Below are 24,994 nucleotides of genomic sequence, written 5' to 3'. Positions count from 1 at the left end.
GGATTATCTTGAAGAGGAAAAACGAAAAAACAGTGAATACACTCATGATTCCTGTAAGTGGTTCCTCATTTGAAGAGGTTCAATTTGGAAGTTACTTGTTAATGGCAACTGTAGCTAGCTTGATCAGTCTTATAATTGGATATATTATTGGAATCCTTACAAAAAACCAAACACAAACATCTTTATATACAATGCCTATCACACTACTTTTAACATCAGTACCTGCAATAAAACTGTTCCAAGAAGATTTGTCCGCTATTCTAGACTACACTTATACAGGTGTGTTAACAAACTTTGCAAACAGCATATATACCGAAACTGGATATCAATGGAATTTAACTGATATTAGTGTTCTTTTCGGTTGGTTCATTATTGCTTTAGTTATCTTTATTTACGCATACAAGAAAAATGGGTTAGATAGTTAATCTTCTGGAAGAAAATAAAATTTACTGGATAGAATCGAATGAACATGCAGTATTATTTTTCAATAGGAAATTAGATTTAGTATTTAAAAGTATTTTATAAGGAGTGGTAAATGATGTTCAATAAAAAAGATAAAAAAGATAAAAATGATGATAAACGTTTTGATGAAAAGTTGGTACAAACTTCTCAACAAGGGAGCCTAATATCTATATGGGTTGATCGTCAAACTGGCGTAAATTATCTATACACATGGAGTGCGCAAGGGTGCGCAATCACCCCTTTATTAGACGCGAATGGTAAAGTAATAGTGGCGCAAATAGGAGAGGGTAATTAATAAATGTAGGTATACAGCAATCCTTCATTAAGAAGGATTGCCTTTTAAGGTTAAAAGAGGTTAACGCCACTAAGCGTTAACCTCTTTCCTCTTTTAAAAACTCTTTTATCGGACTTTTCCAATCAATCAAAGCATCCGGGTATTGCTTTTTTACCTCTTTTTGGATAAATTCAAAGTCATGCTTTTTCAAACCTTGCAACTTTTCGGGATTCTTTGGCCAGATAAAAATCGAAATGACTTCAAATGCCCTGTCTGTAGTCCCCAAATATTTTTCGCCCTCAAACATAACTCCTTTATAGGTTACGAGAAAATTCTTCCGAACATTACTTTTTTGATCAAGGAAGTAGAAGTTCTTCTGTTCATGAGCAATCTCCAGCTTCCTCTTAGGATTCAGGAGATACTTAAAAATGGTATAAATAATAAAAGCAAAAAGTGCAAGTAAAGCAAGACGAATGAGAATCATAAACATATTTGCTACTCCTTCGCAAAAATACAGTTTGTGTTATAAAATACCTTATATACGGGTGTAGGTATGAAAAGGTTTCATTATTTATAAAATTTTTTAAAAAGAAGGCGATATTTTTGAATTTACAGCGTTTATATGACATGCAAAGAGAACTTGATGCAAAAATCGAATCACAACACGGATTGAGAAAAGAGGATTTGGTTGACCAAAAAATATTGGCTTTACTTGTAGAGCTAGGTGAATTGGCGAATGAAACACGTTGCTTTAAATTTTGGAGCGTGAAGCCCCCAGCAGAACGCGGCATCATCTTGGAGGAGTATGTGGACGGGGTGCATTTTATATTATCTCTTGGATTGACCTTTGGGTATGGTCCGGAAACTTCTAGAGAGCTTGCAAAGGAAGCACCCTCCCTAACAGAGCAATTCAATAGAGTTTATCAGCTAGTCTCTACTTTTAAAGACGATCTTTCTGAAGAGAATTACTATCTATTATTGGATTCCTACATTCAATTGGGTGAAATGCTAGGTTTTGAATGGGCGGAAGTAGAGCAGGCATACTTGGAAAAAAACCAGGTGAATCACGAAAGGCAACAGCAAGGTTACTAATCCTTTTTACATTAGTAAGAGTTTTCTGTATAATGATTGTTGGATTGATATTTATTAAGGGGGTCGAAATACATGACAAAGCTAGATGAAACATTAACAATGTTGAAAGATCTAACAGATGCCAAGGGTATTCCCGGCAACGAAAAAGAACCACGCGACGTAATGAAAAAATACATAACGCCATTCGCTGATGAAGTATTCACAGACGGATTAGGCAGCTTGATTGCTAAAAAAGTCGGTAAGGCGGACGGACCAAAAGTAATGGTGGCAGGACACTTGGACGAAGTGGGCTTCATGATTACACATATCGATGACCGCGGATTCCTTCGCTTCCAAACGGTTGGCGGCTGGTGGTCCCAAGTAATGCTTGCACAACGCGTAACAATCGTAACTTCTAAAGGTGACGTAACAGGTGTGATCGGTTCTAAACCACCACACATCCTACCTCCGGAAGCACGCAAAAAGCCGGTAGACATCAAAGACATGTTCATCGACATCGGTGCATCCAGTCGTGAAGAAGCACAAGAGTGGGGAGTTCGCCCTGGCGACCAAGTTGTTCCTTACTTCGAATTCACTGTGATGAACAACGAAAAGATGTTGCTTGCAAAAGCATGGGATAACCGCATAGGCTGTGCCATCGCGATTGACGTGTTAAAACAGTTAAAAGATGCAGATCATCCAAACGTTGTATACGGCGTAGGAACTGTTCAAGAGGAAGTAGGCCTACGTGGTGCGAAAACTTCGGCAAACCTAATTCAACCTGACATCGGGTTTGGTGTGGACGTAGGAATCGCAGGAGATACTCCTGGCGTAACCGAAAAAGAAGCACTAAGCAAAATGGGGAAAGGCCCACAAATCATCCTTTATGATGCATCCATGATCTCCCACAAAGGATTACGCGACTTTGTAACAGGTGTAGCCGACGAAATGGAAATTCCATATCAGTTCGACTCTGTTGCAGGAGGCGGAACAGATTCTGGTGCCATCCACCTGACAGCTCAAGGTGTACCTGCACTATCTATCACGATTGCAACACGCTACATCCACTCTCACGCAGCAATGCTGCACCGCGATGACTACGAGAACGCGGTGAAATTGATTGCAGAAGTTATTAAGAAGTTGGATGCAGATACAGTAAGCAGATTGACGTTTGATTGATAGATATTTGGAAGGCCCGCCGCGGCGGGCCTCTCGTTTTTAAATTTAGGAAATTAGTGATTTTTGGTCTCTTGATTGATAGAAATTAGGTCGAAATTTATTTTGGCACGAACTTGATGCATTTCGGCATGAACTCTTCATAAAACGGCACGAACTATCAGAAAATCTCTGAAGAACCCTGTTATATTATGGTAATATTAATGCAAATAAACCATTTGGAGGGAAAAGTGATAATAAAACCGCTCGAAAAACCACTAACAATTAGAAAGCTAGAAGCATTGTTAAGAAGAATCGATAAAAATCACCCCAAAAGGTCGCAAATTGAGCAAGATCTTGCAAGATGAATGGCCGGTTACAAAGGTGAGCTTTCCATACAGTATCATTTATCGTTTTTGGACGAGCACAAATATTATATCTTTCATACACTAAGGCTACAATCATCTACTAATTATATCTTTCAAATGGATGTCCTCATCTTAACATCAAAATATTTCCTCATCATTGAAATTAAAAACATCATCGGCCAAGTCACTTTCGAAAATCATTTCGCTCAATTTATCCGAACACTAAATGGCATAGAAGAAGGATTCTATAATCCCCTAGATCAAGTAAAAAAACAGAAATTAAGGCTAGATTCATTTATAGAAAACCAAAAGATAAAGCGACCTCCAGTAAAGTCCCTTGTTTGTTTTACCAATCCACAAACAATTATTAGATCAGACTCCCGAGTGAAAGCTTCCCAATCCATCATGCATGCACATAATCTTTTTTCAAAACTAGAAGAGCTTAATCAACAATTTGACTCGTCCATATTTCCTGAAAAAGAATTACTTAAGATTTCGCGAAAATTATTAAAGAAACATTGCGAGGAAGATGTTAACATCCTTGAACGATATGGTATAACCCGTAATGAAATAATAAAAGGAGTTCAATGCCCAGGTTGTTCGAATATTTCAATGAACAGGCAAAGTGGATCATGGTTTTGTAAAATTTGCAATCTGAAATCGAAAGGTGCTCATATCACAACCCTTGAAGATTACCGCTTACTTTTCGGTCCAAATATCACCCATCAAGAGTTAAACGAATTTATAGGGTTAGCAACGAATTCAACCACGTCAAAAATTATCTATTCTTTAGGGCTCACCCATTGCGGATCAAAGTATAAAAGAACGTATAAACTGAAATAAAAAACAGCCCCACAAAGGAGCTGCCTCAATCCAATACTATTTCAATCCATCCTCTAAAGTTGAGAGCATTTCAGCTTTGTCCTGCTCAGAAGAATTCTCCCAAATCACTTCAAACAACACGCCTAAACCTGGAAGCATTTTTTCTTCGCCTTTATTGATGGCATCTAAGATTGTCTCTCTAAGCTGGTCTTGAGAATTTCCTTCCACATTCTGACGGATTGCATGACGTAAATTCAAATTCATCCTTATCACCTCGTAGGAAAAATAGTATCAACACATAGCATGTCCAATAGATGGTTTAATTATATGTGCAAAATGCGTATAATAGCAGTATTGAGTAGCGGAAAAGGAGAAACAAGTATTGAAACATATAGAATCCATCAAGAACAATAAAGTGAAACAGTGGAAAAAGCTGCAGAAAAAGAAAGAGCGAGAACAATCCGGAACGTTTATCATTGAAGGTTTTCATCTGGTGGAAGAGGCCCTGAAAGTAGACAATCTTGTAGAAGAAATCATCATTTCAGAAGATCGCTCGATTCCGAAAGAATGGGATCTCAATCATGTAGAATTAATATATGCCGTTCCGAATGTACTTAAGGAAATCAGTGAAACAGAGACGCCGCAGGGAGTTGCAGCTATTTGCCGCATCCCAGAAGAAAACGAACGCACAATCCAACCAAATCAAAAAATTCTTTTGCTCGATAATGTTCAAGACCCGGGAAATGTGGGCACAATGATAAGAACAGCGGACGCTGCGGGAATAGATATGGTTATTTTGGGAGAAGGCTGCGCAGATCTGTACAGCTCCAAAGTTATCCGTTCCACGCAAGGATCGATTTTCCACCTGCCAATAGCAAGAGGAGATCTTAAAAGCTTTATCACGCAGTGTAAGGAACTGCAAACACCTGTTTACGGAACCTCCCTGCAAAACGGTGTCCCGTTCCAGGAAGTACAACCATCTGAATCTTTCGCGCTTATTCTTGGAAATGAAGGAAAAGGCATGGCCCAAGAGCATTTCGACATGACGGACCAGAACCTATATATCCCAATTTATGGACAAAGCGAATCCTTAAATGTCGGTGTTGCAGCGGGAATTTTAATGTATTATTTACGTGGATAGAGTTGCATCTGCCGCATGTTTTCAATATAATATAAAAATAGTTACATACTGAACAAAGCAATGAGAGAGGCAAGTAGCTCATTTCAGACCTTACCAGGGAAAAGGTGCCGTAGACTGAGAGCATCTTAAAGGAAGAAAGAGTGAATATTTCACCTCTTGAGTGACACTTGGACCAGTAGCGCAAATGCGATGCTGTAAAGGTGGCCCGGTTAGATAGCCGTTATCTGGAATTGAGCGAACAAAGAGTATTTTGTCTTTGTTAACTAGGGTGGTACCGCGAATATCTCGTCCCTTTTTGAGGGGCGAGTTTTTTTGTTTATTTATAGGCTCTGTTAAACGCCGCTGTTGATTTACGCACTGGGCTTCGCTTTCCGAGGGGCGGTGCTTGAGCCTCCTCACTCCGTTGCGGGGTCGCAGGTCTACCGCTACCCCCCTCCGGAGTCTTCACCCATTGCTCCAATCAACAGCTGGAAATCTTAACACCCTATTCATTTGCACATTCAAAAATGAACCAAGGAGGAATAGATGTGGAACAACGATTGAAGGAATTAGAAACGCTTGCCATTGAGCAGGTAGAGCAAGCACAAGACTTAAAGCAGTTAAATGAAGTCCGTGTGGCGTACCTTGGAAAAAAAGGTCCCATCACAGAAATTTTAAAAGGAATGGGTAAGCTTTCAGCAGAAGAACGCCCGAAAATGGGGGCACTGGCTAACGTCGTTCGTGGAAATGTTGCAGAAAAAATCGAAGAGAAACAAGCTGAAATGGAAAAAGCGGAAGTAGCGAAGAAGCTTGCATCTGAAACGATTGATGTAACATTACCTGGCCGCCCGGCACCAACTGGAAACCCTCATCCGCTTACAAAAGTCATCGAAGAAATCGAAGACCTGTTCTTAGGAATGGGATACACGATCACAGAAGGACCGGAAGTGGAAACGGACTATTACAACTTTGAAGCATTAAACCTACCAAAGGATCACCCAGCAAGAGATATGCAGGATTCTTTCTACATTACAGATGAGGTACTTTTAAGAACGCAAACTTCTCCTGTTCAAGCAAGGACTATGGAAGCAAACAAGGAAAAGGGACCTATCAAAATTATCTGTCCTGGTAAAGTGTATCGCCGTGATGATGACGATGCGACTCACTCCCACCAGTTCACACAGATCGAAGGGCTTGTTATTGACGAGAACATCAGCATGAGTGATCTTAAAGGGACACTTGAAACATTCGCGAAAAAGATGTTCGGGGAAGACCGTGAAATCCGTCTGCGTCCTAGCTTTTTCCCATTCACTGAGCCGTCTGTGGAGATTGATGTGACCTGTGCGAAATGTGGAGGAAAAGGCTGCAGCATGTGTAAAGGTACTGGCTGGATCGAAATTCTTGGAGCTGGTATGGTTCATCCGCGTGTGCTTGAAATGTCCGGTTATGACCCGACAAAATATCAAGGATTTGCTTTTGGAATGGGACCTGAGCGTATTGCGATGCTTCGTTACGGCATTGACGATATCCGCCATTTCTACACAAACGATCAACGTTTCGTGAAGCAATTCAATCGAGTTTAAGAGGAGGGGAAATTATGTTAGTATCTTACAATTGGTTAAAAGATTACGTAAATATAGATGATATTTCTGCTGAAGACTTGGCAGAGAAGATTACAAGAAGCGGTATTGAAGTAGAAGGCGTGGAAGTGTTGAACGAAGGTATCAAAGGTGTTGTTGTTGGTCATGTTTTAGAAAAAGAACAACATCCAGATGCAGATAAATTGAACGTATGCCAAGTGGACCTTGGAAACGGAGAGACTGTACAAATTGTCTGCGGTGCTAAAAATGTAGACAAAGGCCAGAAAGTTGCAGTTGCAACAGTTGGGGCAGTGCTTCCAGGTAACTTTAAAATAAAGCGCGCAAAGCTTCGCGGCGAAGAATCCAACGGAATGATTTGTTCCCTTCAGGAATTGGGAATAGGTTCAAAACTTGTGGCAAAAGAATTCTCTGAAGGTATTTTTGTGTTCCCGAATGAGGTAGAAGTAGGGACAGACGCATTAGAATACTTGAACCGTAATGACAAAGTGATGGAGCTAGGTCTTACTCCTAACCGATCGGATGCTTTAAGCATGCTAGGTGTGGCTTACGAAGTGGGTGCAATCCTTGGCCGTGACGTAAAATGGCCGTCCACAGATTATGAAGCAAACAGTGAAGAAGCTTCGGACTATATTTCCGTAAATGTTGAGGCTTCTGAAGATAACCCATTATACGTAGCTAAAGTAGTGAAAAACGTGAAGATTGGTCCTTCACCGCTTTGGATGCAAGGTCGTCTGATGGCAGCGGGAATCCGTCCACACAACAATGTAGTCGACATCACGAACTACATTTTATTAGAATATGGTCAGCCATTGCATGCGTTCGATTATGATCGTCTTGGCAGTAAAGAAATCCTTGTCCGCCGTGCTCGCAAGGATGAGAAGATTACGACCCTTGATGATGCAGAACGTACGTTAACAGAAGACCATCTTGTTATCACAAATGGCTCGGAGCCTGTCGCGCTTGCCGGTGTGATGGGTGGAGCAAATTCAGAGGTTCAATCTGACACAACAACTATCCTGTTGGAGTCTGCTTACTTCAACGCAGTGACGGTCCGAAAAGCTTCGAAAGACCACGGACTTCGCAGTGAAGCAAGTGCCCGCTATGAAAAAGGAATTGACCCGAACCGCACACGTGAAGCGGCAGAAAGAGCGGTTGCCCTTATGGCAGAATATGCTGGGGGTGAAGTGGTAAATGGTTCTGTAGAAGTAAATACCTTGAAAATAGAACCTGCTGTTGTGACGACAACTGTAGAAAAAATAAATTCCGTTTTAGGTACTTCCATTACTGCTTCGGAAGTGAAAGACATTTTCACGAAGCTTAAATTCGACGTATCCGAAGATAATGGAAGCTTCACGGTAACTGTACCGACTCGTCGTGGGGATATCACGATTGAAGAGGATCTTGTAGAGGAAGTTGCCCGTCTTTATGGATATGACAACATTCCAACTACATTGCCTGTAAGTGCTGCAACTCCTGGAGTATTGACTCCATACCAAGCGAAGCGCCGTAAAGTCCGCAGATACTTGGAAGGTGCTGGTCTGATTCAAAACATCACATACTCTTTGACAAGTGCCGAGCGCGCGAAGCAATTCGCCCTTGAAGACGGGAAAGCCATTCGTCTTGCGATGCCAATGAGTGAAGAAAGAAGCACGTTGCGATTAAGCTTAGTGCCGCATCTTCTAGAAGCGCTTCAACACAATATTGCTCGTTCTTTGCAAGCAAATGCTGTATATGAAATCGGCTCTGTTTTCATTGGAAAAGACGGCGCAGTGTTACCAGAAGAAAAAGAACGTCTAGCTGGAGCGTTGACAGGTCTATGGCAACAACACCCATGGCAGGGAGAGAAAAAAGCGGTCGATTTCTTTGTAGCCAAAGGAATCTTGGAAGGCGTGTTCTCTATGCTTGGAGTGAGTGGAGCTATCACGTATACCCGCTCTGAAAAAGACGGCCTCCATCCGGGACGTACAGCAGATATCTTACTGAACGGCGAGAGCATAGGTTTCATCGGGCAGCTTCACCCTGAGAAATTGAATGAGCTGGATTTGCCTGAAACTTACGTATTCGAGCTTTCCTTAACAGCACTACTTGGAGAAAGTATCGGAGAAATCCGTTACGAAGCAATCCCGCGCTTCCCATCAATCAGCCGTGACATTGCACTTGTAGTAGATCGCGAAACTCCAGCAGGCGAACTAGAAGCAGTCATCAAGGCGACAGGCGGTTCCCTATTAAAAGAAGTACAGGTATTTGACGTGTACGAAGGAGACAAAATCGACTCATCCAAAAAATCAGTCGCTTTCGCATTGCGTTACTACCACCCAGAACACACCCTAACGGATGAAGAAGTAACAAAAGTCCACACAAAAGTGCTTCAAGCAGTCGAAGAAAAATTCAATGCTGTACTAAGAAGCTAAAATAAAGGAAAAAGGGATTCCAAATGGGATCCCTTTTTTCTGGTTTAACTGAAAATGCCTAACCCTGGTTGATTGGGGTGGAAGGCGCGCAGACGCCCGCAGGCAAGCGAAGCGCCTGGAACGGAAATCAACCGTTAAATGCAAATATAAATCTTAACTCAATCTCCATTTTATTTTTAAAAATAGGTATTTGGAAGGAAATATAAGAACGAGTGTTCTGTTTTTCTGATAGAATGGTATAATAGAGTGGACAGTATAATAGGAACGGGTGGTGCGGTGAATCCCTGTGGAGAACGGGGGTGACCGTATGAGCGAGATGCAGCTATTCCTCACATCAGGACTATTCCTCTTTGCATTTGTAAACCTAGTAATCGTGCTAATAAAAGAAATGACAAAAAAATAACCCACCCGTGACTTCTAATTCGCTGTTAGGCAGTCGGGTGAGTTACTATTACGTTCGACTCCACAGTAGCCGTGCTTCTGCGGAACTTATTCTGTCAAGAGTCAAAGTGCGTCCAACACTTTGACTTCTTCAATCATGTGTATACACAAATTATAGCACAAGACATGCTGCTGTAAACGAACTTTCGATTGGTAATGTTATCTGACCAGTTTTTTTGCCTTTAAGGTGTTAGCGAAGTGGACTTTCGCCACTTTGTTTAGAAACCCTTCTCCATGCTTTTCGATTACCCTCGCAGCTGCAGCATCCACTTTGGAACCCGCTCCTTTAGGTATGGTGATACCTGCAAGTTCGCTCAGCTTATCCATCTCTTTCAAGAAAGAGTACCTCGCGATAATCGACGCCGCGGCCACTGAAAGGTGCAGGCCTTCCGCTTTTGTATGAAAATAAACGTTTTCACGCACAATGTTCTTCTGCTGAGCCACATGTCGGTAGTAGATTCCTGACTCTGCAAACTGATCGATTAAGATAGCATCAGGTTTCTCAGGCGCTATTTTATCCAATACATGTTGCAAAGCTTTATTGTGCAACAATGCCTTGATTTTCCCCTGACTCATTCCGCTCTGCTGCAGTTCATTGTATTTCTCGTTATGTAGAACTAATAGGCTATAGGGTATATGCGGCAGAATGGCTTTTGCGATCCTTACGATCTTTTCGTCATTCAATGCCTTTGAATCTTGGACACCAAGTTCTTTCAACTGTGCCATGTGCTCTTTTTTCACATAGGCGGCACAAACGGTAATCGGGCCAAAATAATCTCCTGTTCCCACTTCATCAGATCCGATGACAGAAAGGGAAGCAAAGCCTGCCGGTAAGGAGGATTTCCCTTTGTTTCCTGATGATGAAACCGTTGTTGCTTTCTTGCCAGATTTAGACGGTGCATCTGTAGCTCCAAATCCCTTCCAAATGTTCGCTTCCTCATCTGCTCCTTTTCCCTGGAACAACACTTTTCCCGACTTGTATGCGGTAATATTGCATGTAGGTGATTTGGCAACAAAAACGGCTCCTGTTGGCAGTTTATCCAGCTTGTATTCCTTATAGAAACTTTCAATTTTGTTTAAAATAGTTCCAGATACCTGAATGACTTGATTTGACAATTAATTCACTCCTACTACAAATTTTTACATTTTTCCATGTTTCTTTTCCACTTTAGAAAGTTTCGTGGTATTATAAAGATTAGGATTTTAATGAATGGGGGCATACACGTTGTCAGAGCATAAAACTCGCACAACTGTCGACATATATGGACAACAATACTCGATTGTTGGTACGGAAAGTATAAGTCACATACGACTTGTTGCTTCCATTGTCGATGAAAAAATGAGAGAAATCAATAGTAAAAATTCACACCTGGACATCAGTAAACTTGCAGTTCTGACTGCGGTGAACGTTGTACATGATTATATCAAATTAAAAGATGAATACGATATGCTTGAGAGAGAATTAAAGAAAAAGGGTTGAGTACGATGTTAGACTTAATTATTATCTTTCTATTTATTATGGGATTGATTGTTGGGATCCGCAGAGGGTTCATCATGCAGATTGTCCATCTTTCCGGCTTTATTGCAGCTTTTGTGGTTGCCTATATGTTTTATGCGGATTTAGCGCCGAAATTGAAGCTTTGGGTGCCGATGCCGAGTTTTGGCAATGCGGAATTTTCCATGTTTTTTGAGACAATCAGTCTTGATACGGCATATTACAGGGCTGTTGCTTTTGCAATCCTTTTTTTCGGAACCAGGATTGCTGCGCAGATTATCGGTTCGATGTTGGATTTTCTATCCCATCTTCCGATATTAAAGCAGTTGAACAGCTGGGCAGGTGCGGTGTTAGGATTTGTGGAAGTGTATTTGGTTGTATTTATTTTCTTATACATAGGAGCTTTGGTTCCTTTAGAGATGGTGCAGTCGTCCATCAGTGATTCTTCCATGGCGAAAGGGATTGTGGAAAACACACCGATCTTCTCAGAAAAGCTTCAAGAGTTATGGTCAGGATATATGGCAAGTAAGCAATAATAATAACGGTAAACAGGCCTTATTGGGGCCTGTTTTTTTGTGGATTCAGTTTCTTCGATTGTACATTTCCTTGATTTATTTGTATGATTTAATAAGATAAGTCTACATAAGGTCAGGTGAGGTAACGTGAATAAAAAACAAATCGTGAAATGGCTTGAAACGATTGCGACATATATGGAATTAAAGGGTGAAAACGGCTTTAAAGTTTCGGCGTTCCGCAAAGCGGCGCTGGCCCTTGAAAACGATGAAAGAAGCTTAAGTCAAATAGAGGATTTTACTAAGTTAAGTGGGATTGGAAAAGGAACTGCTTCTGTCATTCAGGAAATTATGGAGACGGGAAAATCCTCCGTTTTAGAGGAGCTTCAGCAAGAAGTTCCTGAAGGGTTGATTCCTCTATTGAAATTGCCTGGTCTTGGGGGCAAAAAAATAGCGAAACTTTATCAAGAGCTGGACGTAGTAGATATGGAAACCTTGAAACAAGCGTGTGAAGCAGAGAAGGTGCAGGCGCTTGCCGGCTTTGGTAAAAAAACCGAAGAGAAAATCCTTGCTGCCATTGAGGAAGTGGGAAAACGGCCAGATCGTTTACCCATCTCCTTTATGACGCCTATTGCCGAGCAGATTGAACAGTTCCTTGCAACGGTGGACGGTATAGTAGAATACTCTCGTGCAGGGAGCCTGCGAAGATACAGGGAAACAATTAAAGATCTGGATTTTATCATCTCCACAACAGAACCCGAAAAAGTGCGGGAGCAGCTTGTAAAAATGGACAGGGTGACAGAAATTATCGCCAATGGTGATACAAAAGTATCCATCATTCTAAAATATGATTATGATGTTTCGGTTGATTTCCGCATGGTGGAGCCACTAAGCTTCCCGACCACCCTTCATCATTTTACAGGATCAAAAGACCACAATGTACGTATGCGTCAGCTTGCAAAAGACCGTGGGGAGAAAATCAGTGAGTACGGTGTGGAAAATGTGGAAACGGGAGAAATGAAACACTTCAAAACGGAAGAAGCTTTTTTCCGTCATTTTAACCTGCCATTCATACCGCCCGAGATAAGAGAAGATGGCACAGAAGTGGATTATGCATTAGAGCATGGGGAGATACCATTAGTGTCACTGGATGACATACGAGGAGATCTTCATATGCACTCCACCTATAGTGATGGGGCTTACACAATCGATGAGATGATAGAAGCAAACCGTGCAAAAGGGTATAAATATATGGCAATAACCGATCATTCTCAATACTTGAAAGTAGCAAACGGATTAACTCCTGAGCGCCTTAGACAGCAAAAGGAAGAAATCAAGAAGCTTAATGAAAAATACGATGATATTACCATTTTATCCGGTGTGGAAATGGACATTCTCCCGGATGGTTCGCTGGATTATGATGACGAATTAATGGAGGAGATGGATATTGTCATCGCATCGATTCATTCAAGCTTTTCACAAAAAAGAGAAGTAATCATGGACCGCTTGAGAAAAGCGTTGGAAAATAATCATGTAGACATCATTGCACATCCTACAGGTCGCCTTATTGGGCGCAGGGAAGGTTATGATGTGGATGTGGAAATGTTGATTCAGCTTGCAAAAGAAACGGATACTGCGCTTGAACTGAATGCCAATCCGAACCGCTTGGATCTTGCAAGTCATTATGTTCGACTTGCTCAAGAAGCTGGCGTAAAACTTGTCATCAATACAGATGCCCATAGCATCGACATGCTGGATCATATGGAAGTGGGAGTGGCTGCGGCAAGAAAAGGCTGGATAAGAAAAGACAATGTGATCAACACCTGGCCACTGGACGAGTTAAAGAAATTTTTAACACGACACCATACGTAATGTAAAGACAGAAGGGAGTTATGGTAACGTGCAACCGAGGGTTTTAAAGGTATTGGAATTTAATAAAGTAAAAGATAAATTGGCTACTTTTTCGGCCTCCTCATTAGGAAAAGAAAAAGTGGCCCAGCTGACGCCTGCCACAAATTTTGATGAAGTGGTAAAAAGACAGCAGCAGACAGATGAGGCAGCAACTGTCCTCCGATTAAAAGGGGAAGTTCCACTTGGGGGAATTACTGATATCCGTGCACATGTGAAACGGGCTGAAATTGGCGGGACGTTAAACACCCATGAACTACTAGACATTGCAGGTACGATTTATGCGGCGAGAAAGCTAGACCGTTTTGTGGAAACCGTGCTGGAAGAAGATATATCGATTCCTATTTTAAAAGAATATATGGATCAGCTAATCATTTATCCAGAGCTTGAGAGAAACATAAAAAATTGTATTGATGAGTATGGAGAAGTTCTCGACGGGGCAAGTGACAAGCTGCGCGGAATACGACAGCAATTAAGATCAACAGAATCTAGGGTGCGCGAGAAACTAGAGAGCATGATTCGCTCTTCCAATGCACAAAAGATGTTGTCAGATGCCATCGTTACTATACGTAATGAGCGATATGTTATTCCCGTAAAACAAGAATACCGTAGTTCTTATGGTGGTATCGTTCATGATCAATCCTCTTCAGGTGCGACACTGTTCATAGAGCCGCAGCAGGTGGTAGACCTCAACAATGTCCTTCAGGAAGCGAAGGTAAAAGAAAAGCTTGAAATAGATCGTATACTTGCAGATCTCTCAGCTGAAGTGGCAGAAGTGGCCCGCGATCTTCTTGAAAACGTTCATATTTTAGCGGAAATAGATTTTATGTTTGCTAAAGCTAAATATGGTAAGCATATTCGTGGAACGAAGCCTGAAATCAATGACGATAAATTTATCAGGCTGGTTCAGGCAAGACATCCTTTGATCAATGAGGATGAGGTGGTCCCGAATACGATTGAGCTCGGAAAAGACTATACCTCTATTGTTATAACCGGTCCTAATACAGGCGGTAAGACAGTAACGTTAAAAACTCTTGGCTTATTAACCATCATGGCTCAATCTGGGTTGCATGTACCCGCCCAAGACGGATCGGAAGTCGGCGTGTTCAACGCTGTATATGCAGATATCGGGGATGAGCAGTCTATTGAGCAAAGCTTAAGTACATTCTCTTCTCATATGGTTAATATTGTAGATATCCTTAAAAAGGTCGATCATGAAAGCCTTGTTCTTTTTGATGAACTAGGTGCTGGTACAGACCCTCAAGAAGGAGCGGCGCTTGCCATCTCGATATTAGATGAAGTATATCAGCGAGGGGCATGTGTGATTGCGACTACCCATTATCCTGAACTAAAAGCTTATGGATATAACAGAGAAGGGGTAGTAAATGCGAGTGTGGAATTTGATGTGGATACATTGAGTCCTACTTATCGTTTGCTGATTGGGGTTCCTGGCAGAAGTAACGCGTTTGAGATTTCTAAACGTCTGGGATTAGGCATGGAGGTTATCGAACGGGCCAAAGGTTTTGTCAGTGAGGATAGTAACAAAGTAGAAAACATGATTGCTTCTTTGGAAGCTTCCCAAAAAAGAGCGGAAGAAGAATGGAAAGAAGCAGAAAAAATAAGAAAAACGTCTCAACAGCTGCATGAAGATCTTGAGCAGCAAATGCAGGAGCTAAATGAGCAGCGCGATAAATTGTTCGAAAAGGCAGCCGAAAAAGCCGAGAAAATGGTGGAGGATGCGAAGGAAGAAGCAGAAAAGGTTATTCGCGAATTGCGTAAGATGCGAATGGAACAGCATGCCAATGTAAAAGAGCATGAGTTAATTGATGCGAAAAAACGACTAGAAGGTGCTGTGCCTACTGTTAAGAAATCCGCAGCAACAAAAAAGCAGGAAGCTAGCAGTCAAACGCTTGAGCCTGGTGACGAAGTGAAGGTCTTAGGTCTAAACCAAAAAGGACATCTCATTGAAAAAACGGGGTCTAAAGAATGGCAAGTTCAAATTGGCATCATGAAAATGAAAGTAAAAACGAAGGATATTGAGTATGTGAGCAGACCGAAGCCTGTGGAAACGAAGCCACTCGCTACGATTAAAGGGAAAGACTATCATGTGAGCCTTGAGCTGGACCTCCGTGGTGAACGCTTTGAAAATGCACTGATGAGAGTGGAGAAATACCTGGATGATGCGACACTGGCGGGTTATCACCGCGTATCTATCATTCATGGAAAAGGAACGGGAGCCTTGCGCGTTGGGGTGCAAAATTACTTGAAAAACCATCGTTCCGTTAAAAATTATCGATTTGGTGAGGCGTCTGAAGGTGGCACTGGTGTTACCGTCGTCGAACTGAAATAAGAGGGGAGCCTGATATGTCTGGGTTTTGGGAGAATGAATTAGTCAGAACAGCCGCCAATTTCAGTGTGGTGGTTCTGTGCCTTGTGTTGTTTCTGGCTATTTTTGAACTAGTGACAAAGTATAAAAACATGGAAGAAATTAAAAAAGGCAATTTCGCAGTAGCGATGGCAACAGGCGGGAAAATACTCGGGATCGCTAATATTTTCAGGTACTCTATCAGTGATCATGATACGTTGTTGACCATGATTGGTTGGGGAGCGGTTGGTTTTGTTCTATTGTTGTTTGCTTATTTCATTTTTGAGTTTTTAACACCAAGCTTTAATATCGATGAGGAAATTCGGAAGGGCAATTGGGCTGTCGGATTTATCTCTTTTGTTATTTCTGTAGGATTATCATTTATTATCGGAGCAAGTATTGGATAAGGAGTAGGAAACTTTGGAAACTTTAGCAAAAGTATTGATCGGATGCTGTATTGTTTTTGTGGTAATAGGAATCATTTATCTTTTTATTGCATAAAGAGTTAATAACAGTGAGGAAGAAGAAGCAAATTTGACATTGCTGATTCTTCCTTTTTTTAAAAGTTAAAAAAGTATAAAATCCGGTTGATTTCCGTTCCAGGCGCTTCTTTTGCCTGCGGGCGGTCCGTGAGCCTCCTCAGGCTTCGCCTTCAGGGGTCTCACCTGTCCCTTCCTCCCGCGGGCGTCTGCGCGCCTTCCACTACAATCAACAAGGTGACTTCATTCAACTAAGATATCTAAAGAGTTACTGATAAACCAATAACATTACATATATACAATTACTAGCTGTGGATTGGAGCAAATGGCGTAGACTCCAGCGGGGGAGTAACGGTAGGTTGAGACCCCGCAACGAAGTGAGGAGGCTCAAGCACCGTCCCGCGGAAAGCGAAGCCATTTGCGGAAAGGAAAAGCGGCGATTAATCACTAACTAATGCTTTTCCCTATAAAGGACTGGTCGTTTTTTTAACCCCTGAAAAGTTCTAGAGCAGGGAGAGAAGGTGGTTTCGGAGAATATAAGTGGTAAGGGAGGGGTTCTTGAGATGCAATTTAAAACAACGGAACTGCCGGGGATTGGGAAAAAGCTATCATTTGTTACAGCTGAAGGGAGTATGGTGGTTTTGGTTGTTCACCATTCAGGTAAAAGGGAGTTGTATTTTTTTGAAGATCCCGATCAGGATGAGGCAGATTTCTCTATCTCGTTGACCTCAGATGAAACAAGGGAACTTGGTGCCCAACTGCTTGGAGCGATTTATCAGCCTGTTGATATGGACAAGATGAAAATATTTAAGAAGCAAATTATAATCGAGTGGATTGAAGTGAAAAAAGCTTCCTCCTTGATTGGAAAATCAATCGGGGAATCCAAAATAAGAACGAAAACAGGTGCATCCATTATTGGTATCGTAAAAGGAGAAGATAATATCGCCGTGCCGGATGTGGATGTAAAGCTTCATGAGGCGGATGTTCTGATGGTGTGCGGGAAAAAAGCGCAAATTGAAAAACTCACTAAGCTTTGCGAGGGAGGGTCTGCTACCTGATGCATGAAGATGCTCCGATACTTTTTAGCATAGGAGTTATATTACTTGTTCTATTTGTTATGGGATATGTGGGAGGGAAGATAAAAATCCCTGGCGTCATTCTCTATATATTATTAGGACTTGGCATCGGAACATTCATTTCAGAAAACGAATTATTGCATACTGCCAGTGAAATTGGGATTGTTCTATTATTTTTTTTACTAGGTTTGGAATTCCCTCTGAGTAAACTAAGGGAAATGTCGATTAAAATTTGGAAACCAGGCTTATTAGATGTTGTCTTAAACTTTGGATTTTCTACTGTCATTTGCCTTTTCTTTGGGCTGGACCTCCTGACATCCTTCTTGATTGGAGGTGTTCTTTACGCTACAAGTTCCTCCATTACTGCTAAACTATTGGAAAGCACGAAACGATTGGCGAATGCAGAGTCGGAATACATACTTGCCATCCTCATTTTTGAAGATATTGTGGCACCAATCATTGTTGCACTTCTAATCGGAATGGCATCAGATACTGGGATAACAGGGATGGACTTTATGATCCTTTTGGGGAAGATATTGTGCTTGACTGTTGGGGCAATGGTCATTGGTCGGTTCGGCTTCACTCGCCTGGAGAAATTCTTTGAGCGATTAATGGGAAGTGATATCTTCATCCTACTGACAGTCGGGATTGCCCTTAGCTATGCAGGCCTCGCATTGCTACTTGGTTTATCTGAAGTATTGGGAGCTTTTTTGGCAGGTATTATGCTCGCGGAAACGAAACGCTCTGAAGATATAGAACATGTTACCTTACCGGTTAGAGATTTGCTTCTTCCTATCTTTTTTATGCATTTTGGAACGACGATCGACCTTGGCGAGGGAGTGCCGTATGTAGGCTTATTGTTGACGTTGATTGGTTGGGCGTTGTTTGGGAAAATTTTGGTTGGAATGATTGGGGGTAGATGGTACGGGCTCTCGAAAAGGGTGGCTTTAAGGGCTGGTTTTTCCCTTACACCGCGAGGCGAGTTCTCCGTTGTCATAGCATCTATCGCTACTGGCGCCACCAAAGTTTTCAGCAGTGTGTTCATCCTGATATCAGCGATGTTGGGCATTCTGATTTTCATTTTTGCGCCAAAATTATTAAATATGCTTTATGGGAATAAAAGAAAAAATAAGGATATAAAGTTGAAAGTTCCTAGCTAAATTTCGGCGTCCATCCTCATTTTTTGCAAAAATCAAAAAAATGTTATAATTTTTATAGGATTACTGATATACTATAACAAACAGATATGGGCCTTTTGTAGTAGTACAGGCCGATAAGAGGAGGGAATGGAATGGAGCACGTAGTGAATAAGCCGTGGCTATCACTTTATCCAGAAGAAATACCTCATGAGATCAACTTCGAAGAGAGAACCTTGCAGTCTTATTTGAAACAAGCGGCGGAAGAATATCCAACAAAAACGGCTATTAGCTTCCTCGGAAAAAAATTAACATTTGAAGAAGTGTATGATCAATCTTTAAAACTGGCAAACTACTTAAAAGGACTCGGATTGGAAAAAGGTAACCGAGTGTCCATCATGCTGCCGAACTGCCCTCAAGCTGTTATCAGTTATTATGGCGTTCTGTTCGCCGGCGGGATTGTTGTGCAGACAAATCCCTTATACATGGAACGTGAACTGGAATACCAGGTCAATGATTCAGGCTCCGAAATAATCATCACATTGGATATTTTATATCCGAGAGTATCAAAAGTGAAAGCGCTAACAAAATTAAAGCATGTCATCGTTACGGGAATAAAGGACTATCTTCCATTCCCCAAAAATATGCTGTACCCATTTGTTCAGAAAAAACAGTACGGGATTGTGGTGAAAGTGGAGCACAGTGGACAAAACCACTTGTTTACTGAAATTATTAAACAATCCGAAGCGCAAACCATTGATGTGCCGATCAATCCTAACGAAGACCTTGCATTGCTGCAATATACCGGAGGCACAACAGGATTCCCTAAAGGTGTCATGTTGACACATATGAATCTCGTCTCCAATACCATCATGAGTGTGAATTGGATGTACAGATGCAAAAAGGCGCAGGAAAAGGTGATTGGAATTCTTCCGTTCTTCCATGTATACGGGATGACGGCGGTAATGAACCTTTCCATCATGCAGGCATTCGAAATGATCCTTTTACCAAAGTTCGACCCGGAAACTACATTGAAAACCATCCAGAAGGAAAAGCCAACACTATTCCCTGGCGCACCGACCATTTATATTGCCCTTTTGAATCATCCTGATATAAAAAAATATGATTTATCTTCTATAGATTCTTGTATCAGTGGATCTGCAGCCCTGCCTGTCGAGGTGCAGGAGCAGTTTGAACGAGTAACAGGAGGAAAACTGGTAGAAGGATATGGACTCTCCGAAGCATCACCGGTTACGCATGCCAATTTCCTTTGGCATGAAAGAGTGTCAGGTAGTATCGGTATTCCTTGGCCAAATACGGAATCTGTCATCCTTTCCATGGAAAATGGAGAGTTGGCTGCGACCGGAGAAATTGGGGAGATTGCAGTAAGAGGTCCACAGATTATGAAGGGGTATTGGAACCGAAAAGAAGAAACCGAAGCAGTCTTGAAAGATGGCTGGCTCTTAACTGGGGATTTAGGATATATGGATGAGCGCGGTTATTTCTATGTGGTGGACCGTAAAAAAGATATGATCATTGCAGGCGGATTCAATATCTATCCTCGCGAAATTGAAGAAGTGTTATATGAACATGAAGAAATTCAAGAAGTGGTAGTAGCGGGAATCCCAGACCCTTATCGCGGTGAAACCGTCAAAGCATATATCGTGAAAAAGGCTGGATCCAACTTAACAGAAGAAGCACTTGACCAATATACACGAAAACACCTTGCAGCCTACAAAGTGCCAAGGTACTATGAGTTCAGAGACGAACTGCCAAAGACCGCTGTAGGAAAAATCCTCAGAAGAGCATTGGTGGAAGAAGAAAAGCAAAAAATAGCAAAATGATAGTAATGGAGAGGGAGCTGTAGGCAGCCTCTCTCTATTTTTTATAGTATTTAGCTTTAAAATTATGATAAGATAATGATTGACAGTTTATTCATGGTACAGTATCATGAAAATATGAATGATTATTCATTCATTTTTAAAAAGGAGCGAAAAGCTTGAAACAACAAAAGCCTAAATATAAACAAATAATAGATGCAGCCGTCATCGTCATAGCGGAAAACGGCTACCACCAGGCACAGGTTTCTAAAATTGCCAAACAAGCCGGAGTAGCAGACGGGACCATTTATCTATACTTTAAAAATAAAGAAGATATCCTTATCTCTCTTTTTCAAGAAAAAATGGGATACTTTATCGAAAAGATTCGTCAAGAAATTGCAGGAAAATCGACATCAACAGAGAAATTATTAACGTTGATAGAAAAACACTTCTCTCTGCTTGCTGCAGATCACCATCTTGCCATCGTAACACAACTGGAGTTAAGGCAATCCAATTTAGAACTTCGTTTGAAGATTAACGAAGTGTTAAAAGGGTATTTACATGTTGTGGATGAAATTCTGGTGGCGGGTACAAAGAACGGCGAGCTACGTTCAGACTTGGATGTCCGTCTTGCAAGACAAATGGTGTTCGGTACGATTGATGAAACGATCACCACTTGGGTCATGAATGACCAAAAATATGATCTCACATCGATTGCACCAAGAGTACATGAATTATTAATCAAAGGGTTTGGAGCTACCCCTTAAGTAGCTCTGTGTTTTTACATAAGGAGGGATTAATCATGGAATTCTTGCAAATGAAAGTAGAAGATCGGATTGCTCTCATCACCATCAACAAAGCCCCTGCGAATGCTTTGTCATCCGCAGTTTTGAAAGAGCTTTCATTATTGATGGATGACCTAGAAAAGCAAGAAGAAGTAAGAGTGGTCCTGCTTCACGGAGAAGGTAGATTTTTCTCTGCTGGTGCGGACATTAAAGAATTTACCACGGTGGAAACAGGTGAAGAATTTGCTGAACTTGCTAAATTTGGCCAGGATCTTTTTGAAAGAATGGAGAACTTCCCAAAACCGATTATCGCAGCCATCCACGGTGCAGCATTAGGCGGCGGCCTGGAGCTTGCAATGGGATGCCATATCCGATTGGTTACAAAAACTGCGAAGCTTGGGCTTCCTGAATTGCAACTGGGCTTAATTCCCGGTTTTGCCGGAACACAGCGCCTGCCGAAATTGGTTGGTTCTGCTAAGGCGTTTGAAATGCTGTTCACAAGCGACACATTAACAGGAGAAGAAGCTGTTCAATGGGGACTTGCCAATAAAGCCGTCGATGAAGAAGTTTTAATGGATGAAGCTTTGAAGATGGCGAAAAAAATTGCACAAAAAGGACCAATCTCCGTTGTTTCAGTCATTGAATTGTCCCGATACACAAAGCATGAAGAATTTTATCAAGGGGTAGACAGAGAAGCACAATTATTCGGTAAAGTCTTCACATCTGAAGATGGCAAGGAAGGTATTACTGCGTTTATGGAAAAAAGAGCTCCCGAGTTCAAAGGGAAGTAATTTTTTTTATAATATAAAATCTGAATATTAATAATAAAAATAATGTTTAAATAGGAGGTACTGTGATGAATATTTTTGTTTTATTAAAAAGAACATTTGATACGGAGGAAAGACTAACTGTTTCAAATGGCAGCATAAATGAAGATGGTGCAGAATTCATTATCAACCCATATGACGAGTATGCGGTAGAGGAAGCAATTCAAGTAAGAGACACGCATGGCGGTGAAGTAACTGTCGTAACAGTAGGAACCGAAGAGGCAGAAAAAGAACTTCGCACGGCACTTGCGATGGGTGCTGACAAAGCGGTATTGATCAACACGGAAGATGACGTGGAAAACGGAGACCAATTTACAACGGCAAAAATCTTGGCAGAATTCTTAAAAGACAAAGATGCTGACTTGATTATCGGCGGTAACGTAGCAATTGACGGCGGTTCCGGTCAAGTTGGACCACGTGTAGCGGAATTATTGGATATTCCTTACGTAACAACCATCACGAAGCTTGATATCGAAGGCGGAAAAGCTACTATCGTGCGCGATGTGGAAGGAGATTCCGAAGTGATTGAAACATCCCTTCCATTGCTTGTAACAGCACAACAAGGGTTGAATGACCCTCGTTATCCATCTCTTCCAGGGATCATGAAGGCAAAGAAAAAGCCTCTGGAAGAACTAGAACTAGATGATTTAGATCTAGAGGAGGACGATGTAGAAGCGAAGACAAAAACGCTTGAAATCTACCTTCCGCCGAAAAAAGAAGCAGGTCGCGTGCTTCAAGGTGAATTGGATGCGCAAGTTAAGGAATTAGTTTCCGCACTAAGAAACGAAGCGAAAGTTATCTAATACGTCATATAAACATTTAGCGTTTGATTGGAGCAGATGGCGTAGACTCCGGCGGGAGGTAGCGCTTAGGTGAGACCCCGCAGGCTTGCCGAGGAGGCTCACCAAGTGCCCCGCGGAAAGCGAAGCCAGCTGCGGAAATCAAAAAGCGTTGTTATGAAGATTTTATAGATAGATACATGGACAGGAGGAGACAAACATGGCAAGAAAAGTATTAACATTAGCAGAAGTGCGTGATTCCGCATTGCGTAATGTATCATTCGAAGCAATTGCAGCAGGTAAAACAGTAGCAGAAGGTGGAGAAGTAGTTTCTGTACTAGTTGGGGAAGGCGTAGGATCTCTTGCTCAAGAATTGATCGCTTACGGTGCAGACCGAGTTATTACAGTAGAACACGCAAACTTGAAAGCGTACACATCTGATGGTTACTCCCAAGCATTAATGGCAGTGATTGAATCTGAAAACCCAGAAGGAATTATTTTTGGACATACAGCTTTAGGGAAAGACTTATCCCCTAAATTGGCATCCAAATTAAATTCCGGCTTAATTTCCGATGCAACGGAAGTAGAAGAGGTTGGCGGAAACCTTGTATTCACTCGACCAATCTACTCCGGTAAAGCATTTGAAAAGAAAATCGTAACGGACGGCGTTATTTTTGCGACAGTGCGTCCAAACAATATTGCATCCCTTGAAAAAGATGAGTCACGTTCAGGTGACGTATCTTCCCTTGATGTAGATGTGAAGGATCTTCGCACCATCATTAAAGAAGTCGTTCGTAAAGCTACAGAAGGTGTAGATCTTTCCGAGGCGAAAGTTGTGGTAGCAGGTGGACGTGGAGTGAAATCCACAGACGGTTTCGAGCCGTTAAAAGAATTGGCAGACGTGCTTGGAGCTGCAGTCGGTGCTTCCCGTGGAGCATGTGATGCGGACTATTGCGATTACTCATTACAAATTGGTCAAACAGGTAAAGTAGTAACACCTGACCTTTACATTGCTTGCGGTATTTCCGGAGCGATTCAGCATCTAGCTGGTATGTCCAACTCCAAAGTAATCGTGGCAATCAATAAAGACCCAGAAGCAAATATTTTCAAAGTAGCTGACTACGGTATCGTTGGTGATCTGTTCGAAGTAGTACCAATGTTAACAGCTGAATTCAAAAAATTGTTAGTAACAAACTAAGTTTAAATCAATAAACAGCCAGGCACTTTAGGTGCTTGGCTGTTTTGGTGTGTTGGATTGAATAAGGGATAACCTAGCTGGGGATTGGAGCAAATGGCGAAGACTCCAGCGGGGGAAGTAGCGACATTGTTGAGACCCCGCAAGCGTTGTGAGGAGGCTCAAGGTCGCCCCGCGGAAAGCGAAGCCATTTGCGGAAATCCCCAGCGGTGTATTCGAGAATCTCCCCATGAAATAAAAACCCGGAAAACGGGTAAACCTATACTGAAGCAAATAATTAGCAACCCTATGTGGTAAATGCTATACTTTACCTATATTAAATCTCTGAAAGATTTTCCATCTGTCAGAGAACACATTAACAGCATATATTGTTAATTGTGAGATAAAAGGCTTAGGAGGAATTTAACATGGCAATTACAAATGCAACTGACCAAAACTTTACACAAGAAACTGGCGAAGGTTTAGTTCTTGCTGATTTCTGGGCGCCTTGGTGCGGACCTTGTAAAATGATCGCTCCAGTTCTTGAAGAATTAGATCAAGACATGGGCGACAAAGTGAAAATCGTAAAAGTTGATGTGGATGAGAACCAAGAAACTGCTGGAAAATTCGGCGTAATGAGCATCCCGACTTTACTTGTTATCAAAAACGGTGAAGTAGTAGACAAAGCGGTAGGTTTCCAACCGAAAGAAGCTTTGGCTGAACTATTAAACAAACACGCATAAGGCGTTTTGGAGAAAGCCCGGTCCCTGTGACCGGGCTTTTTGCGTGTAAAGAGTTATAATCAGGAGGCCGAGGTAGCGATATCGAGAAAATTTGGTATATATCAAGAAAAATCAGGATATATCAATAAATTTGCGGTTATATCAAGAAAAAACGAAATATATCAAGAAAA

At 41.7% G+C, this 24,994-nt stretch carries 24 protein-coding genes; 21 read left to right on the top strand and 3 right to left on the bottom strand.

Annotation, left to right across the window (positions count from 1 at the left end; genetic code table 11):
* Positions 1 to 8: 8 nt before the first annotated feature.
* Positions 9 to 425, top strand: a complete 417-nt coding sequence (locus LG307_RS16665) for a hypothetical protein (RefSeq protein WP_404444287.1) — start codon at positions 9 to 11, stop codon at positions 423 to 425.
* A 110-nt stretch (positions 426 to 535) separates the two neighbouring features.
* Positions 536 to 757 carry a DUF6440 family protein gene (locus LG307_RS16660; protein ID WP_404444285.1) on the top strand — a complete coding sequence of 74 codons (222 nt, stop codon included), beginning with the start codon at positions 536 to 538 and terminating at the stop codon, positions 755 to 757.
* Positions 758 to 833: 76 nt separating this feature from the next.
* On the opposite strand, the gene LG307_RS16655 is transcribed toward LG307_RS16660, so the two are convergent.
* Positions 834 to 1,226, bottom strand: coding sequence for a sigma-w pathway protein ysdB (locus LG307_RS16655; RefSeq protein WP_404444282.1), 393 nt, complete (start codon positions 1,224 to 1,226; stop codon positions 834 to 836).
* Positions 1,227 to 1,339: 113 nt separating this feature from the next.
* Here LG307_RS16655 and LG307_RS16650 point away from each other — a divergent pair, with 113 nt between their 5' ends.
* The 3 genes from LG307_RS16650 to LG307_RS16640 all read left to right on the top strand — a co-directional run bounded on the left by LG307_RS16650 (position 1,340) and on the right by LG307_RS16640 (position 4,173).
* A complete protein-coding gene (locus LG307_RS16650) occupies positions 1,340 to 1,828 on the top strand; it encodes a dUTP diphosphatase (RefSeq protein WP_404444280.1) in 489 nt (162 codons plus the stop codon).
* A 72-nt stretch (positions 1,829 to 1,900) separates the two neighbouring features.
* Positions 1,901 to 2,986, top strand: a complete 1,086-nt coding sequence (locus LG307_RS16645; RefSeq protein WP_404444277.1) for a M42 family metallopeptidase — start codon at positions 1,901 to 1,903, stop codon at positions 2,984 to 2,986.
* A gap of 344 nt (positions 2,987 to 3,330) precedes the next feature.
* Complete coding sequence (locus tag LG307_RS16640) at positions 3,331 to 4,173, top strand: nuclease-related domain-containing protein (RefSeq protein ID WP_404444274.1); 843 nt, start codon at positions 3,331 to 3,333, stop codon at positions 4,171 to 4,173.
* 36 nt (positions 4,174 to 4,209) lie between these two features.
* Here LG307_RS16640 and sspI read toward each other — a convergent pair whose 3' ends face one another.
* Positions 4,210 to 4,416, bottom strand: a complete 207-nt coding sequence (gene sspI / locus LG307_RS16635) for a small acid-soluble spore protein SspI (RefSeq protein WP_010195705.1) — start codon at positions 4,414 to 4,416, stop codon at positions 4,210 to 4,212.
* A gap of 118 nt (positions 4,417 to 4,534) precedes the next feature.
* Here sspI and LG307_RS16630 point away from each other — a divergent pair, with 118 nt between their 5' ends.
* From LG307_RS16630 to pheT, 3 genes are all read left to right on the top strand, one after another.
* Complete coding sequence (locus LG307_RS16630; protein WP_404444271.1) at positions 4,535 to 5,293, top strand: TrmH family RNA methyltransferase; 759 nt, start codon at positions 4,535 to 4,537, stop codon at positions 5,291 to 5,293.
* Between the two features lie 527 nt (positions 5,294 to 5,820).
* Positions 5,821 to 6,855: a phenylalanine--tRNA ligase subunit alpha gene (gene pheS / locus LG307_RS16625; protein ID WP_404444268.1), complete on the top strand. Its 1,035-nt coding sequence runs from the start codon at positions 5,821 to 5,823 to the stop codon at positions 6,853 to 6,855.
* A 14-nt stretch (positions 6,856 to 6,869) separates the two neighbouring features.
* The gene (gene pheT, locus LG307_RS16620) at positions 6,870 to 9,284 is read left to right on the top strand and encodes a phenylalanine--tRNA ligase subunit beta (RefSeq protein ID WP_404444265.1); all 2,415 of its coding nucleotides are present in this window, start codon (positions 6,870 to 6,872) and stop codon (positions 9,282 to 9,284) included.
* A 600-nt stretch (positions 9,285 to 9,884) separates the two neighbouring features.
* Here pheT and rnhC read toward each other — a convergent pair.
* The gene (rnhC, locus tag LG307_RS16615) at positions 9,885 to 10,841 is read right to left on the bottom strand and encodes a ribonuclease HIII (protein WP_404444262.1); all 957 of its coding nucleotides are present in this window, start codon (positions 10,839 to 10,841) and stop codon (positions 9,885 to 9,887) included.
* A gap of 94 nt (positions 10,842 to 10,935) precedes the next feature.
* On the opposite strand from rnhC, the gene zapA reads away from it, so the two are divergent.
* The 13 genes from zapA (at position 10,936) to trxA (ending at position 24,824) form a co-directional block, all read left to right on the top strand.
* Complete coding sequence (gene zapA, locus LG307_RS16610; RefSeq protein WP_399208543.1) at positions 10,936 to 11,205, top strand: cell division protein ZapA; 270 nt, start codon at positions 10,936 to 10,938, stop codon at positions 11,203 to 11,205.
* Positions 11,206 to 11,210: 5 nt separating this feature from the next.
* Positions 11,211 to 11,756 (top strand): CvpA family protein, encoded by a 546-nt coding sequence (locus tag LG307_RS16605; protein WP_404444259.1) that lies wholly within the window; start codon positions 11,211 to 11,213, stop codon positions 11,754 to 11,756.
* A gap of 126 nt (positions 11,757 to 11,882) precedes the next feature.
* Positions 11,883 to 13,604, top strand: a complete 1,722-nt coding sequence (polX, locus tag LG307_RS16600; RefSeq protein ID WP_404444256.1) for a DNA polymerase/3'-5' exonuclease PolX — start codon at positions 11,883 to 11,885, stop codon at positions 13,602 to 13,604.
* A 28-nt stretch (positions 13,605 to 13,632) separates the two neighbouring features.
* Positions 13,633 to 15,990 (top strand): endonuclease MutS2, encoded by a 2,358-nt coding sequence (locus LG307_RS16595; protein WP_404444253.1) that lies wholly within the window; start codon positions 13,633 to 13,635, stop codon positions 15,988 to 15,990.
* 14 nt (positions 15,991 to 16,004) lie between these two features.
* A complete protein-coding gene (locus LG307_RS16590; protein WP_404444250.1) occupies positions 16,005 to 16,412 on the top strand; it encodes a DUF350 domain-containing protein in 408 nt (135 codons plus the stop codon).
* Between the two features lie 635 nt (positions 16,413 to 17,047).
* The gene (locus tag LG307_RS16585; RefSeq protein WP_404444247.1) at positions 17,048 to 17,542 is read left to right on the top strand and encodes a cation:proton antiporter regulatory subunit; all 495 of its coding nucleotides are present in this window, start codon (positions 17,048 to 17,050) and stop codon (positions 17,540 to 17,542) included.
* Positions 17,542 to 18,720: a cation:proton antiporter gene (locus LG307_RS16580; protein ID WP_404444244.1), complete on the top strand. Its 1,179-nt coding sequence runs from the start codon at positions 17,542 to 17,544 to the stop codon at positions 18,718 to 18,720. The genes LG307_RS16585 and LG307_RS16580 overlap by 1 nt, the downstream gene beginning before the upstream one ends.
* A gap of 131 nt (positions 18,721 to 18,851) precedes the next feature.
* On the top strand, positions 18,852 to 20,540 hold the full coding sequence (locus LG307_RS16575; RefSeq protein WP_404444242.1) for an AMP-binding protein: 1,689 nt from the start codon (positions 18,852 to 18,854) through the stop codon (positions 20,538 to 20,540).
* A 155-nt stretch (positions 20,541 to 20,695) separates the two neighbouring features.
* Complete coding sequence (locus tag LG307_RS16570; protein WP_404444239.1) at positions 20,696 to 21,283, top strand: TetR/AcrR family transcriptional regulator; 588 nt, start codon at positions 20,696 to 20,698, stop codon at positions 21,281 to 21,283.
* A 35-nt stretch (positions 21,284 to 21,318) separates the two neighbouring features.
* Positions 21,319 to 22,092 (top strand): enoyl-CoA hydratase, encoded by a 774-nt coding sequence (locus tag LG307_RS16565; RefSeq protein WP_404444236.1) that lies wholly within the window; start codon positions 21,319 to 21,321, stop codon positions 22,090 to 22,092.
* 65 nt (positions 22,093 to 22,157) lie between these two features.
* A complete protein-coding gene (locus tag LG307_RS16560) occupies positions 22,158 to 22,931 on the top strand; it encodes an electron transfer flavoprotein subunit beta/FixA family protein (protein ID WP_404444233.1) in 774 nt (257 codons plus the stop codon).
* Positions 22,932 to 23,127: 196 nt separating this feature from the next.
* A complete protein-coding gene (locus LG307_RS16555; RefSeq protein ID WP_404444230.1) occupies positions 23,128 to 24,105 on the top strand; it encodes an electron transfer flavoprotein subunit alpha/FixB family protein in 978 nt (325 codons plus the stop codon).
* Between the two features lie 404 nt (positions 24,106 to 24,509).
* Positions 24,510 to 24,824 (top strand): thioredoxin, encoded by a 315-nt coding sequence (gene trxA / locus LG307_RS16550; RefSeq protein WP_010195744.1) that lies wholly within the window; start codon positions 24,510 to 24,512, stop codon positions 24,822 to 24,824.
* Positions 24,825 to 24,994: the final 170 nt, after the last annotated feature.

The organism is Sutcliffiella horikoshii (genome assembly GCF_044809035.1).
GTDB classification, from domain to species: Bacteria; Bacillota; Bacilli; order Bacillales; family Bacillaceae_I; genus Sutcliffiella_A; species Sutcliffiella_A horikoshii_G.
This window is presented reverse-complemented; position numbering and strand designations above follow the sequence as displayed.